General features: G+C 38.1%; 12 protein-coding genes. 11 read left to right on the plus strand and 1 reads right to left on the minus strand.

Annotated elements, in window-relative coordinates; genetic code table 11:
- The first annotated feature begins 274 nt into the window (after window positions 1–274).
- From DESAMIL20_RS09760 to DESAMIL20_RS09810, 11 genes are all read left to right on the plus strand, one after another.
- The gene (locus DESAMIL20_RS09760) at window positions 275–1,210 is read left to right on the plus strand and encodes a ribose-phosphate pyrophosphokinase (RefSeq protein ID WP_086034659.1); all 936 of its coding nucleotides are present in this window, start codon (window positions 275–277) and stop codon (window positions 1,208–1,210) included.
- 11 nt (window positions 1,211–1,221) lie between these two features.
- Window positions 1,222–1,815: a 50S ribosomal protein L25 gene (locus DESAMIL20_RS09765; protein WP_086034660.1), complete on the plus strand. Its 594-nt coding sequence runs from the start codon at window positions 1,222–1,224 to the stop codon at window positions 1,813–1,815.
- A gap of 13 nt (window positions 1,816–1,828) precedes the next feature.
- The gene (gene pth / locus DESAMIL20_RS09770; RefSeq protein WP_086034661.1) at window positions 1,829–2,401 is read left to right on the plus strand and encodes an aminoacyl-tRNA hydrolase; all 573 of its coding nucleotides are present in this window, start codon (window positions 1,829–1,831) and stop codon (window positions 2,399–2,401) included.
- Window positions 2,402–2,504: 103 nt separating this feature from the next.
- Complete coding sequence (locus DESAMIL20_RS09775) at window positions 2,505–3,575, plus strand: NAD(P)H-dependent flavin oxidoreductase (protein ID WP_086034662.1); 1,071 nt, start codon at window positions 2,505–2,507, stop codon at window positions 3,573–3,575.
- On the plus strand, window positions 3,568–4,854 hold the full coding sequence (locus DESAMIL20_RS09780) for a homoserine dehydrogenase (RefSeq protein ID WP_086034663.1): 1,287 nt from the start codon (window positions 3,568–3,570) through the stop codon (window positions 4,852–4,854). Before DESAMIL20_RS09775 ends, DESAMIL20_RS09780 begins: the two co-directional genes overlap by 8 nt.
- 57 nt (window positions 4,855–4,911) lie before the next feature.
- Window positions 4,912–6,741 (plus strand): argininosuccinate lyase, encoded by a 1,830-nt coding sequence (gene argH, locus DESAMIL20_RS09785; RefSeq protein ID WP_086034664.1) that lies wholly within the window; start codon window positions 4,912–4,914, stop codon window positions 6,739–6,741.
- Window positions 6,713–8,389, plus strand: coding sequence for a single-stranded-DNA-specific exonuclease RecJ (recJ, locus tag DESAMIL20_RS09790; RefSeq protein ID WP_086034665.1), 1,677 nt, complete (start codon window positions 6,713–6,715; stop codon window positions 8,387–8,389). The genes argH and recJ overlap by 29 nt, the downstream gene beginning before the upstream one ends.
- Before the next feature lie 4 nt (window positions 8,390–8,393).
- Entirely contained in the window at window positions 8,394–10,526 is a 2,133-nt protein-coding gene (locus DESAMIL20_RS09795; protein ID WP_086034666.1) for a vitamin B12-dependent ribonucleotide reductase, read from the plus strand.
- Complete coding sequence (tyrS, locus tag DESAMIL20_RS09800; protein WP_086034667.1) at window positions 10,526–11,743, plus strand: tyrosine--tRNA ligase; 1,218 nt, start codon at window positions 10,526–10,528, stop codon at window positions 11,741–11,743. The genes DESAMIL20_RS09795 and tyrS overlap by 1 nt, the downstream gene beginning before the upstream one ends.
- 9 nt (window positions 11,744–11,752) lie before the next feature.
- Entirely contained in the window at window positions 11,753–12,508 is a 756-nt protein-coding gene (locus DESAMIL20_RS09805; RefSeq protein WP_086034668.1) for a type III pantothenate kinase, read from the plus strand.
- The gene (locus DESAMIL20_RS09810) at window positions 12,501–13,472 is read left to right on the plus strand and encodes an NAD(P)H-dependent glycerol-3-phosphate dehydrogenase (RefSeq protein ID WP_086034669.1); all 972 of its coding nucleotides are present in this window, start codon (window positions 12,501–12,503) and stop codon (window positions 13,470–13,472) included. The genes DESAMIL20_RS09805 and DESAMIL20_RS09810 overlap by 8 nt, the downstream gene beginning before the upstream one ends.
- Here the strand turns inward: DESAMIL20_RS09810 and DESAMIL20_RS09815 are convergent, their stop codons facing one another.
- The gene (locus DESAMIL20_RS09815) at window positions 13,473–14,225 is read right to left on the minus strand and encodes an amidohydrolase family protein (RefSeq protein ID WP_086034670.1); all 753 of its coding nucleotides are present in this window, start codon (window positions 14,223–14,225) and stop codon (window positions 13,473–13,475) included. It abuts the gene before it with no gap.
- Window positions 14,226–14,240 lie beyond the last annotated feature (15 nt).

The following is a 14,240-nucleotide window of genomic DNA, read 5'->3' on the forward strand; positions in this document are numbered from 1 at the left end:
TTTGAAAAAGAGTCGAGTAAACTATAACCCCTTTTAACATCATCATATCTAATTTAAAACGCAAGGTAAATTTTGCTTCTTTTTGCACCAAACCTCTCTTTGTTTAGCTAATTATTGACAAAATTAGCGCTATTTGATAGATTAAGCTGGTAAGTTTTTAAGGGCTTTTTTTCGTTTCGATAGACGCCCTTTTAAAAGTTTTTTTTGGCTTATTGCCTAGGTTAGAGGGGGATAGATTAGTCATTTAATCGATAAAAACTGCAAGGTGGTTTTAATGAGAGGTTTAAAGTTGCTTGCTGGCTCAGCAAACAGAGAGTTATCCCAAAAGATAAGCGATTATCTCAATGAGCCGATTGTTGATACGGAGATTTCGCGCTTCAGCGATGGTGAGGTTTCGGTACAGATAAAGGAAAATATAAGGGGCTCGGATGTTTTTTTGATCTGTTCGCTGTCTGGACCAGTGAATGAAAACATAATGGAAATGCTTGTTATGATGGATGCGATTAAGCGCTCAAGCGCAAACTCGCTTACGGTAGTTTTGCCGTATTACGCATATGCAAGGCAGGATAGAAAGGTAAAATCGCGTGTACCTATAAGCGCAAAGCTTATGGCTGACTTGTTGACCGTGTCCGGTGCTAATAGGATTGTAGCTATGGATCTGCACGCAGGCCAGATCCAGGGTTTTTTTGATATACCCGTGGATCACTTGTATGCATCGCCTGTTATTGCCAACTACATCCGCGATCTTCACAAAGACGATATTGTTATAGTCTCGCCTGATGCTGGCGGTGTAGAGCGCGCAAGGGATCTTGGCAAAAAATTAGGCTGCAGCCTTGCTATTGTGGATAAAAGGCGCTCCAAACCCAATGTCAGTGAGGTGCTGCATATAATTGGTGATTGTTCGGGCAAAACTGCCGTGCTTGTGGATGATTTGATAGACACAGCAGGCACGATTGTAAACGCAAGCATTGCTTTGACAGAAAATGGAGCGCGTGAGGTTTATGCATGCTGCACACATCCTGTGCTTTCTGGACCAGCGCTTGAGCGCATAGAAAACTCACCCATTCAAGAGTTAGTTATTACAGATACGCTTGTGTGGAATGCTAAAAAAGACTGCAAAAAGATAAAAACGCTTTCTGTTGCCAATTTAATCGGAGAGGCAATTAGAAGAATTTACAATAAAGAGTCAGTCAGCTCACTGTTTGACTAAAGGGAGGAACAATGCAACTTAAAGCACAGATAAGAGACACAAAAGCAGAAGCAAAGGCACTAAGAAGACAAAGCCTCATACCCGCTGTAATGTACGGTCGCGGACAAGATCCTATTAATCTCAGCTTGGATAAAAAAGAAACAGTTGCTGTTTTGAGAAAGGCAAGGCGAACAGATATTTTTGAAGTTGCTTTTGAAGATAAAACATTTAGGTGCATTATAAAAGAAGTGCAAAAGCACCCCGTTACATCAGAGGTTTACCATGTGGATTTTTATAAGTTTGATCCAAGCAAGCACATCAATATTGAAGTGCCCATTGTGTTAAAAGGGGATGCAAAAGGTGTAAAAGCAGGCGGCGATCTATACCAGCCAAGAAAAAAGATTACGCTTAACAGCTTACCTGACAGTATACCTAACGAGATAGCGCTTGATGTATCAAATTTAGATATAGGCGATTCTATACATGCTTTTGATTTAGAGCTTCCAGAAGGCGTGAAAATTGCAAGCAGCAGAAACTTTGAAATCGTGGGTGTTGTAGGCAAGTCTAAAGAAGAACAAACCGCAGCAGAGCAAGAAAGCCAAGCGGAAAGTGCAGTGTCTAAATAACCACTAAAGCAGCATGCATGCAATTGTAGGGCTTGGAAATCCTGGTGAAAAATATGCAAATACCTTTCATAACGCGGGTTTTTGGGCTTTAGATGCGCTTGGTAGTGCGTTTTACGCAAAGTTTAGCAGTAATAGTAGTTTTAACGCTATAATTGCAGTTTGTTTTATAGAAAATCACAAGGTTGTGCTTGCAAAACCCACTACATATATGAATTTAAGCGGTACAGCAGTGGGGGCGCTTTTGCAGTTTTATAAGATAAGCGTGGAAGATTTGATTGTTATAAGAGACGATATTGATATGGATCTTGGCAAAATTAAGCTTAAGCAAAATTCGTCAAGCGGCGGGCACAAAGGTGTGCAGTCAATTATTGATGCGATAGGCTCAAAAGCTTTTATACAGGTAAAAATTGGCGTTGGCAGGCAGGATAATGTATCTGATTTTGTGTTAAAAAAATTGAGCGATCAGGAAAAAAAGATATTGGCCAAAAGTGCTGAAATTGCCGCTGAAGCCAGCGTGCAAATAGTGACCGTTGGTTTCGAAAAAGCAGCAAACAATTACAATAATAAGGTTGCTTTAGATGTTTAGGTATGAGAGTTAAAGCGCGAAACCAGCAAAACCTATAGTGTTTGGAGTTTTACTTTGGATTTTTATGTTGATCATTAATGTGAGGGTGTGAAAGAGTTTGAATATGGCATTAAAGAAGCTAAAAATTAGGGATAAAATCGTAGAGCACTGCGTTATACAAGGCGGTATGGGTGTGGGCGTAAGCCTGTATCCTTTGGCAAAAGCTGTGGCTCAAAACGGCGGTATTGGCGTTATATCAAGCGTTGCTTTGGATAGAATTTTATCTAAGCGAAACGGCAAAAAGTACTCTATATACGAAGCATGCGAAGAAGAAGTAGCTTTAGCCAAAGACGGATCAAACTGCATAGGCATAAATATTATGGTTGCTGTGCAAAGAGACTATGAGGCAAGCGTCAAAGGAGCAATTGCAGGCGGTGTTGACATTATTATATCTGGTGCAGGGTTACCTACGGAGCTTCCAAAGGCAGCTACAAGTAAAGATGTGGCACTTGTACCCATTGTGTCTAGCCTGAGGGCTTTTGATATCATTTGCAAGCGCTGGGAGCGGTTTGGCAGAAGACCAGATGCAGTGGTAGTAGAAGGGCCGCTTGCAGGCGGGCATTTGGGCTTTCGATTTGCCGATTTAGACAAAGAAGAAAACAAACTTGAAAATATACTGCTCCCCATAAAAGAAAAAGCCATAAGGTGCGATGATATACCTGTTATAGCAGCAGGTGGCATATACACGCACGATGATATAAAGAAGTTTTTGGATATGGGGGCAGATGCAGTGCAGATGGGTACACGTTTTTTGGCAACATTCGAAAGCAGTGCTAGCCCTGAGTACAAGCAGGCTGTGATTAGAGCCGACAAAGATGATATTGTGGTAGCATATAGGCCGGGTTCGCCTTCGGGCTTGCCATTTCGCGTAATAAAATCCTCACCTATGTATCAGGATGCCTTGTTAGCTAAAAGACACACAAACTGCGATAAAGGCTACTTGTTAAATAAAGATGGCTACTGCCCTGCTATGGTGGACAATATAAATTACTTTTGTATATGCAATGGTTTGCTCTCAAGCGCAGGTTACAATTCTGATAAAGAAAAGCCCATTTATACGGTGGGTAGCAATGCTTACCGCGTTGATAGGCTTTTAAGTGTTGAAGAATTAATGAAGGAGCTTGTATATGGGTAGAGATATAAATGTTGGGATTTTTGGACTGGGTACTGTGGGCTGCGGTGTTGTAAAAATTTTGCAGGATAATGCCGATGTAATAAGAAAGCGGCTGGGTTTTGGCATAAATATTAAAAAAGTGTTTTCACACACCTCAAAATGCAAGAATTTATTAACGAACTATACTTATACCAAAGATTACAAAGAGTTATTTGACGAGCGTATAGATATTGTGCTTGAGCTAATTGGCGGCATTGATGTGGCACGCAGGTTTGTTATAGAGGCTATTGAACACAAGAAAAACATCGTTAGTGCAAATAAGGCGCTTTTGGCAAACTACGGCGTTGAGATTTTTTCGAAAGCAGCTAAAAATGGCGTTAAAATAGGTTTTGAAGCTTCCGTTGCAGGCGGTGTGCCCATTATAAAGATTATCACAAGAGACTTGATGGCAAACAACATAAAAAGCATAAAAGCGATTGTAAACGGCACATGCAACTATATATTAAGTCAGATGTTTGAAACACATGAGTCTTTTGAAACTATCTTAAACAAGGCAATTAAAGAAGGCTATGCCGAACGCGACCCTTCGTTTGATATAGATGGCATCGATTCGGCACAAAAGATGGCAATCTTGGCTGCCATAAGTTTTAACGCAAAAATTGAAGAAAAAGATGTTTATGTTGAAGGTATAAGGGATATTGACTTTATTGACATAGATTTTGCACGACAGTTAGGCTATAGAATAAAGCTTTTGGGTATTGCAAGTATGAAAAACGAGCGTCTGCTTGTGCGCGTTGCGCCTTATTTTGTAGAAGCAGAAAATATATTGGCTAAAGTTGATGGTGTGTACAATGCGATCAGCGTTATCTCAGATATGACAGGTCAGACTACATATGTGGGCAAAGGCGCAGGTAGTTTGCCAACGGCCTCATCTGTGGTGGCAGATATTATTGATATTGCCAAAGACTTTGAATCTGGCAAAGTAAAAGATACGCTTTCAAAGGGTGTTTTTGAGAAAACGGAGTTTGTGGATATTGACAGCCTTGAGTCTCATTTTTATATAAGATTTAGCGTTATAGACAGCGTTGGGGTGCTTGCAAATATTGCCTATGTTTTAAGCAAATATGATATTAGCATAAAAAGCGTTGTACAGACGGGAAAGGGTTTGGATGTGGTGCCGCTTTTGGTTTTGACGCATAAAGCTAAAGAGTCCAATATTAAAAAAGCGATTCTAGAGATTGAGCAAGACCATAAAAGTATAATCAAAAATGGCACTGTTTTAATTAGAGTTTTGGAATAAAAGAGGTTATTTGATGATTTTTTTGTTTTGCATCTGACCAAAAAAGAGGTGTTTTGAATGAATGATAAATTATGGGATGGACGCTTTAGTGTTCAAGAAGATAAGCTTATGGAGCAATTTTCACAAAGTATAAGCTACGATAAGCGTCTGTATAAATATGACATAGCAGGCAGTATTGCCCATGTTAGAGGTTTAGAAAAGCAGTCAATTATTACTCAAGAAGAAGCGGGAAAAATTATTGACGGTTTGCACAAGATAGAAAGACAGATTGAAACAGGCGAGTTTGATTTTGACCCGCAAGACGAAGACATACACATGGCAATAGAGCGCGCGCTCATTAATTTAATTGGAAAAACAGGGGGTAAACTCCATACTGCGCGTTCAAGAAATGATCAAGTAGCGCTTGATGAGCGTTTGTATTTAAGGGATGTAAGCATAAATATAATAGCAAAGCTTGACCTTTTGTTAAAAAATCTGGTGCTTTTTGCAAAAGAGCACATTGACGTAATTATACCTGGTTTTACGCACATGCAGCATGCTCAGCCAATCTTATTTTCGCACTACATACTGGCTTTTTACGAAAAGTTTAAGCGCGATCAAGCGCGTTTTTTAGATACAATAAAGCGCATTGACATTATGCCGCTTGGGGCTGGGGCGCTTGCTGGTACAATCTGGCCTATTGATAGACACTACTTAAGCGGTTTGCTCCAATTTACACACATCTCTAAAAATTCTATCGATGCGGTATCAGATAGAGATTTTATGATAGAATTTTTAAATAATTGCGCGATTTTTTCTATGCATGCTTCAAGATTGGCAGAAGACTTTATTATTTATTCTTCTCAGGAGTTTTCTTTTATAGAACTGTCCGATGAGTTTTCCACAGGCTCAAGCATAATGCCACAGAAAAAAAACCCAGACAGCTTAGAGCTAATAAGAGGCAAAACGGGTAGAATTTATGGCAATTTGTTTGCGCTGCTAACAGTTATGAAAGGCTTGCCGATTGCATACAATAGAGACATGCAGGAAGATAAAGAAGCGCTGTTTGACACAATCGACAATTGTTTAATGATTGTAGATATACTAACGAAACTTATACTTAAGGTTAAGGTAAACAAGAAAGAAATCGATAAATCCTTAGAAAAAGGCTTTATCACAGCAACAGATTTAGCTGACTACTTGGCAATCAAAGGTTATGCTTTTAGAGATGCTCACAAGATCGTTGGCGCTATTGTAGCATATGCTATCAATGAAAATAAAACGCTTCAAACGCTAACCCTACAAGAGTATAAGCAGTTTGCGCAAGTCATTGAAGAGGATGTTTATGATTACATAGACTACAATCGCAGTGTAGACAAAAGAAAATCCTACGGTGGCACCTCAAGGCAGAATGTTTTGGATCAGATAGAAGAAGCACTGCGAGAAGTTAATGGAAAAAGCGAGCATACGCTAAACTGCCCAAGATGTGCATATCCTGTAAAAATTTACAAAAACCCATCTTTAACAGTGGATTGTATCATAGAAAAAGGCAACAAAGTACTGCTTATAAGCAGAAAAAATTATCCGTTTGGTTATGCATTGCCAGGTGGTTTTGTAGACTACGGCGAAAGCACAGAACAAGCTGTAATAAGAGAAATGAAGGAAGAGACGAGTCTTGATATTGTAGAGCCCAAACTTTTTGGTGTTTACTCAGATCCAGCAAGGGATCCAAGGGGCCACACAGTAAGCGTAGTTTTTTATGCTAAGACCAATGCAAATCCAATGGCTGGCGATGATGCTAAGGATTTAGGTTTTTTTGATTTAGACAATTTGCCAGAGTCTATTGTATTTGATCACTTAAAAATTTTGAAAGACTATAATGAATTTAGAAAAAAGATACAACACTAAAGGCGAGCTAATTTACATTATTATCAATGAAGACTTTTCCAATATTGACAATAAAAAAGTAAAAATTGGCAATACATACACCTACCTTGCACTCATAAATATCTTAAAAAACAGAAACATCAAAGATATTGACGGGTTTTTGAAACCATCGCTATCCCAGCTTTATGACCCTTTTTTGCTAAATGATATGGATTTAGCCGTAAGCCGTACGACTGAAGCGCTTAAGAAAAAAGAGCACATTTGCATCGTAGGTGATTACGATGTAGATGGCATTACTGCGTGCTCAATCCTAATAAATTTTTTCCAGGAAATTGGCGCTAAAGTCAGCTACTACATACCCAAAAGGGAAGACGGCTACGGTTTGTCGCTTGTTGCAATAAAGTTTGCAAACCAAAAGGGCGCAAAACTAATCATAACTGTGGATAACGGTATATCCAGCCAAGATGAAATAGAGTTTGCAAGGATGCTGGGCATAGACGTAATTATCACAGACCACCACGAACCAAATGGCATACCTAATGCATATGCGGTCGTTAATCCTAAAATGAAGAACTCAAAATACCCCTTTAGCGAGCTTGCTGGCGTGGGCGTAGCATTTAACTTTTTGCTTGCTCTAAGAAAAACCTTGCGTGATAGGAATTTTTTTACAAAAGAACCAAATTTGGCCAATTATTTAGACCTTGTTAGCCTGGGTACGCTTGCTGATGTTGTGCCGCTTGTTGATGTAAATAGAATATTTGTAAAATATGGTTTATCAAAAAGTTCTAAAGCGCTTGATAAATTAAAAGCGGTCTCAAGAATTTCATCTAACTTAAGTGCCTACGATGTAGCATACAAGATAGCGCCACGCATAAACTCTGCTGGCAGATTAGCCGATGCCAATTTTGCCATAGATTTGTTTACAACAACGCAAGAAGTAAAGATGTTAAAGATTGCAAATTGGTTAGATGGATTGAATATAAAGAGAAAAAGTCTGCAGCAAAAAATTTTGCAAGAAGCAAAATCGATGGTTGGCAATGCGAAATATTTAGATGCCATTGTTGTAAGTGGCAAGTGGCATAGGGGTGTTATTGGTATAGTGGCGGGAAATCTAGCGAGATTTTACAGAAAACCCTCGATTGTTATATCAGAGGGTAGTTATTTATGTGTTGGTAGCGGTCGCAGTGTAGAATCTATTAATCTGTTTGATGTTATAAAACACAATGAAAATTTAATAGATAAATTTGGTGGTCATAAATTGGCCGTTGGTCTTACATTGAAAAAAGAGCGCATAGAACCCCTTAGGGATGCTGTAAATAAAGAAGTTGCAAAGCTAAAAGTAAATACACAAAACCAACTCAAAGTTGACTTAGCTTGCAGTATGGATCTTTTTGACAATAGTGACTTATTGGATAAGCTAAGGGAGTTTGAGCCCTTTGGTGCAGGGCATGTTGAGCCGATTTTTTTTGTAAGAAACGCAGTATTAAAGGATGTACAAAAAAAACCTTACCACAATACACTTTTTTTTGATTTTAACGGTAAATTAAAATCCTTTACTACTTATGATACAGACAATTTAGGAATCAATGAGCGCTACAGTGTAGCCTTTTACATAGTTTTTAACAAAACGTACTGTAATTTTACCATTAGAGATATATTCAAGGAGTAAATATATGAGTTTTAGTGAAAATGCCATCACTGTATTAAAATCGCGCTACCTTAAAAAAAATGGGCTTGGCGAAGTTATAGAAACTCCCGATGAAATGCTGCAGAGAGTAGCTAAACACATAGCACAGACAGAAAAAGATTTTGATTATTGGTATGAAAAGTTTTATGAGTTTATGGCTTCACTGAAATTTTTACCCAATACACCTACATTAGTTAACGCTGGAAACCCGCTTGGGCAATTATCTGCTTGCTTTGTTTTGCCTGTTGGGGACTCTATGGAAGAGATTTTTGAAGCTGTAAAGCAGACTGCTATTATACACAAAACAGGTGGTGGCACAGGATTTTCTTTTAGTAGGCTAAGACCAAAAGGCGAGGTGGTGCAGTCTACAAAAGGTGTAGCATCTGGGCCTGTATCATTTATGAAGGTGTTTGACTGTGCAACAGAATCGGTTAAGCAAGGCGGTGTAAGGCGCGGCGCTAATATGGGTATTTTAAGGGTGGATCATCCAGATATTATGGAGTTTATACATTGCAAAGAAAAAGAAGGCGAGATATCAAACTTTAATATAAGTGTAGCCATAACAGATGATTTTTTAGAGAAATTGGCAAATGATGAAGAGTATGATTTGATTAATCCGCATACCAAAAAAAGTGTAGGTAAACTAAAAGCATCACTTGTATGGGATGAAGTAGCCACCAATGCGTGGAAGAACGGCGAGCCCGGCCTTGTATTTATTGATAGAATAAACAGGCTGCACCAGATAAAAGGGGTTGAGATTGAGGCAACTAACCCATGCGGGGAACAGCCGCTTTTGCCTTATGAATCGTGTAATCTGGGTTCGATTAATTTATCAAAGTTTGTAAAAGATGGTGCGGTTGAGTGGGAAGACTTAAAAGAGACTGTGCATACTGCAGTAAGATTTTTAGACAATGTGATTGATGTAAATAATTATCCCATTGATCAGATAAAAAACGAGACGCTAAAGAATAGAAAAATCGGTCTTGGCATAATGGGTTTTGCAGATATGCTTGTGGACTTAAATGTAGCCTACAATAGCCAAGAAGGCATTAATATAGCAAGTAAGCTGATGGATTTTATACAAAGTCAAAGTCATATTGCATCAAGTGACTTAGCGCAAAAAAGAGGCTGCTTTCCTGCATGGGAGGAAAGCATTTACAAAGATCAGAATATTTTGATGCGCAATGCTACAACTACAACCATAGCGCCAACAGGCACAATATCTATGATAGCAGACTGTGCTTCTGGTATAGAACCATATTTTACACTTGCTTATCATAAACAGGTGCTTGATGGCAAGAAACTAAAGTATGTTAATGAGCGTTTGCTTGATAGATTACAATCAAGCGGCATTAATGTGGAGGATTTTTTAGAAGAGCTTATAGCAAATGGTGGCAGGCTCAAAGGCTTAAATGTACCCAAATCGCTTGAAGACTTAAACGAGGTTTTTGTAACCTCAATGGATATGGACTATACTGCCCACATTGATATGCAAGCGGCATTTCAAGCCTATACGGATAATGCAGTGTCAAAAACAATAAATATGCCAAACTCAGCTAGCGTAGATGATGTTAAACAGGCTTATTTGTATTCTATAAAGAAGGGTTTAAAAGGTTTAACTATCTACAGAGATGGCTCAAGAAATGTGCAGGTTTTGGTGTCTGCTTCCAATAAAAGCCAGTCTCAATCAATTAAGCGCGGCAACATTTTAAAAGGCATTACAGAAAAACTCAAAACTTCGCGTGGCAGCTTGTATGTGACGGTAAATACATTAGATGGAAAGCCTATCGAGGTTTTTGCCAATATTGGCAAATCAGGCGGTGATATATCGGCTTTATCTGAAGCTATAGGCAGGCTGATTTCAATTGCTTTGCAAAATGGTGTTGATGTAGAAAAGATTGTCGGTACGCTTATAAATATTACAGGCGCTCAGCCAATTTGGAATGAAGGTAGGCTAATTAAATCTGTGCCAGATGCCATTGCGCAAGTGCTAAAAGATCATTTTTTAGACAAAAAGGTTGAAAAAAATTACGAGGAGTGTCCTGAGTGCGGTGGCGTATTAGAAGAAGTAGAAGGCTGCGCCGTATGCAAAAACTGTGGGTATTCGAGGTGCAGTTAATGGATGTTGAAAAGTTAGCAAACAAACAGTTTGAACAAATCAAACGAGGCAGTATAGAAATAATAGAAGAAGACGAATTAAAAGAAAAGATAAAAGAATCAATTCAAACAGGCAAACCGCTAAAAATTAAAGCAGGGTTTGATCCTACGGCAAAAGACTTGCATCTTGGCCATACGGTGCTTATACAAAAACTTAAACACTTCCAGGACTTAGGTCACGAGGTTTATTTTTTGATAGGTGATTTTACTGCTACAATAGGAGATCCCACAGGTAAAACACAAACGCGCCCGGCACTGTCAAAAGAAGAGATTGAAGAAAACGCAAAGACATATAAAGAGCAAGTATTTAAAATTTTAGACAAAGATAAAACAAAGATTGTATATAATTCCACATGGTGCAATAAGCTAACTGCGGCTGGTTTAATTGAGCTTGCAGGACACATGAGTGTTGCTAGAATGCTTGAGCGCGATGATTTTGAAAAAAGGTACAAAAGCGGCAAACCTATATCCATAAAAGAATTTTTATACCCATTGATTCAGGGGTATGATTCAGTAGCACTGCAAGCCGATGTAGAGCTTGGCGGTAGTGACCAAAAGTTTAACCTATTGGTTGGAAGAATGCTTCAAGCAAAATTTAACCAAAGACCTCAAAGTATCCTTATGATGCCTATACTTGAAGGTACAGATGGAAAAAATAAAATGAGCAAATCTTTGGGTAACTACATTGGATTAAACGAAAACCCAAACGACATGTACGGTAAAGTGATGTCTATCTCAGATGAGCTTATGTTTAGATACTACGAACTATTGTCAAACAAAAGTATTCAAGAGATTGAGGATTATAAAAAGCAGATACAAGAGAACAAACTAAACCCCAAAATCGTAAAAGAACAGTTAGCGCTAGAGATTGTAGAGCGATTTTGGCCAGGTGAAGCACAAAAAGCCAAAGAAACATTCGATGCACTAACGCATAAAACAATACCCGACTCAATTGACCAGATAAGTGTAAAAATTGATACGCCTACAATTTGGATATGTCACTTGATTAAAAACATAGGCTTTAGCGATTCAACAAGCAAAGTCAAGCGCTTAATTGAACAAAAAGGCGTATATATAAACGATAAGGTATTGGAAGATAGTTTACTGCAGGTTAATAAAGGCGATAGTTTTGTATTGAAAGTGGGCAAAAAATTAATAGCAAAAATTACTATTAGCTAGGTGTGTGTTATGCTTTTAACTATTGATGTAGGGAACACTACAACGGGTTTTGGTATCTTTGAAGGAAAAACCTTGGTGCACACATTCCGTATAAGCACAATAAACAGGACAGACGACGAAATAACCGTTTTGCTTTACGATTTGTTTAAGATTAATAGTTTAAGTTTTAATATAGAAGGCGCGATTATCAGCTCGGTTGTGCCTTATTTAACGCAAAAAATTATTAGCGCTATTAAAAAAATCTTTAAAGTGCAAACAAAAGAAGTGGGCTCAGGCTTAAAAACTGGTGTAAAAATTCTTTACGATAACCCCAAAGAAGTTGGTGCAGACAGAATCGTAAATGCGCTGGCAGCTTATGAAAAATGCGGGCAAAGTACTATAGTGGTTGATTTTGGGACAGCTACCACATTTGACTGCGTAAGCTCAAAGTGCGAGTATTTAGGCGGTGTTATTGCACCTGGTGTAAACATATCTATGGAGTGTTTAAGAGAACATACAGCAAAATTGCCAAAAATTAGCTTAGAAAAGCCTATGCACCTTATTGGCAAAAACACTATAGAAAGTATGCGCAGCGGTATATATTTCGGATACGTTGAAATGGTTGAAGGTATTATTGATAGGCTGAAGCTCGAGATGAAAAACCCTACGGTTGTATTTACTGGCGGGGATGCAGAAATGTTTATTAAAGAAATTAAGCATATAGATTATTTTGAGCCAAATTTGACTTTTTATGGACTAGAGAGTATTTACTGTAAAAATGTATGAAATTTGTGTTTATGGCGCTGGCAGTTGGGGTACAGCTGTTGCTAATTTACTTGCAAAGAAAAAATTTAACGTGTGCCTGTGCGCGCGGGATGAAAAGTTAGTTTTGCGCTTGCGGGAAACTCATCACAATAACAAATACCTTAAAGACATACATTTGTCCCAAAATTTAGTTTTTGATACGCCCAAAAATGCTCAAATGGGTATTTTTGCTGTGCCTGTAAAATACCTGCGCGATTTTATAGAGCATTTTTCTATCAAGGTGGATGCTGCATTAAGTTTAAGTAAAGGCATAGAAGATGAAACATTTTTACCCCCATCTGGGATATTGTTTCAAACATTGGGCATTACAAAAGAGCAATTTGCTGTATTATCTGGGCCTAATTTTGCATTGGAAGTTGCTTTAGAACTGCCAACGGCATCGGTTGTGGCTTCATCAAACAGAAATTTAGCCAAAAAGCTTCAAAATATGTTTAATACGCATTATTTTAGGGTTTATACCTCATCTGACTACATAGGTGTAGAGTACTTAGGTGCGCTTAAAAATATCCTTGCAATTGCCTGCGGTATAAGTGACGGCTTAAATCTAGGTCAAAATGCAAGGGCTGCGTTGATTACAAGGGGTCTTGCAGAAATTTTGCGAACATATAAATATTTTGGTGGCAAAAGCAAAACAATGCTGAGTCTTGCTGGGATTGGTGATATCGTCCTTACTGCAACGGGTAATTTAAGCAGAAATCGCATTTTGGGTTTAAAGTTAGCTCAAGGTTTGTCAATCGATGAAATTTTAAATCAATTAAACGGCGTCCCTGAGGGTTTAAATACCGTTATGGCAGTTTTTAGATTATCACAAAAATACTCTATAGAAACACCCATAATAAATGAGGTTTACAATATTATTGTAAATAAAAAAGACCCATTTGAGTCAATAAGCATCCTGATGAACAGGCCACTTAAGTCAGAGTAATCAAAAATTAACTTTATATAACTTTAGAGCATTTTCATAGAAGATTTTTTTGCTTTGTGATGCGTCAAAATTATTATTTATAAGATCGATATCGGTGAGTAAAAAGGGCCTTTGCGCCCTTGTAGATGGCAGGTCGCTGCCAAAAACGCATGCATTTTCATTTATTGCAATAATTTGTTTAATAGCCCAGATGGGGTCAAAATCAAGCCTGCCAAAACCACTTGCTTTTACATAAGCTCCCTTTTCAACCAAACTCAATATATTCTTAAAACCTTCTTTGGATAAACCTAGATGATCTATCACAAGGCGAGGGATTTTTAACAATTTATCTTTTATGCTGGGTATGTTTTTTGAGTCAATATAAATTTCGCTGTGCCAGTTGACTAAATCAAAAACGCGTTTTGATGCGTACTCTATCAAATCTATCGTGTCTTTTGTGCCCCTTTTGATATTAAATCTTATGGCTTTTACGCCTAGTTTATCTAAATTGATTATGTCTAAATCCGTGTAGTGTGGGTTGTAATTTATCACACCTACGTAATTTTTGCCCAAAACTGATAGCGCTGACACTAAATACTGTGTATCAAACCCCTGAAACGAACCAGAAACTACTGTACCGCCAAGCAACTCATAGTTAGACATTAATGTTAAATAATCTCCTGGTAAAAATTGAGGCGGCAAGTAGCCTTGATTTTCGATAACTGGGAATTTGTAATCAATAATATGAAATATAGCATCAAATAGTTTTAGCATAACAAAATAAGCTAC

This window comes from Desulfurella amilsii (assembly GCF_002119425.1).
Classification (GTDB): Bacteria; Campylobacterota_A; Desulfurellia; order Desulfurellales; family Desulfurellaceae; genus Desulfurella; species Desulfurella amilsii.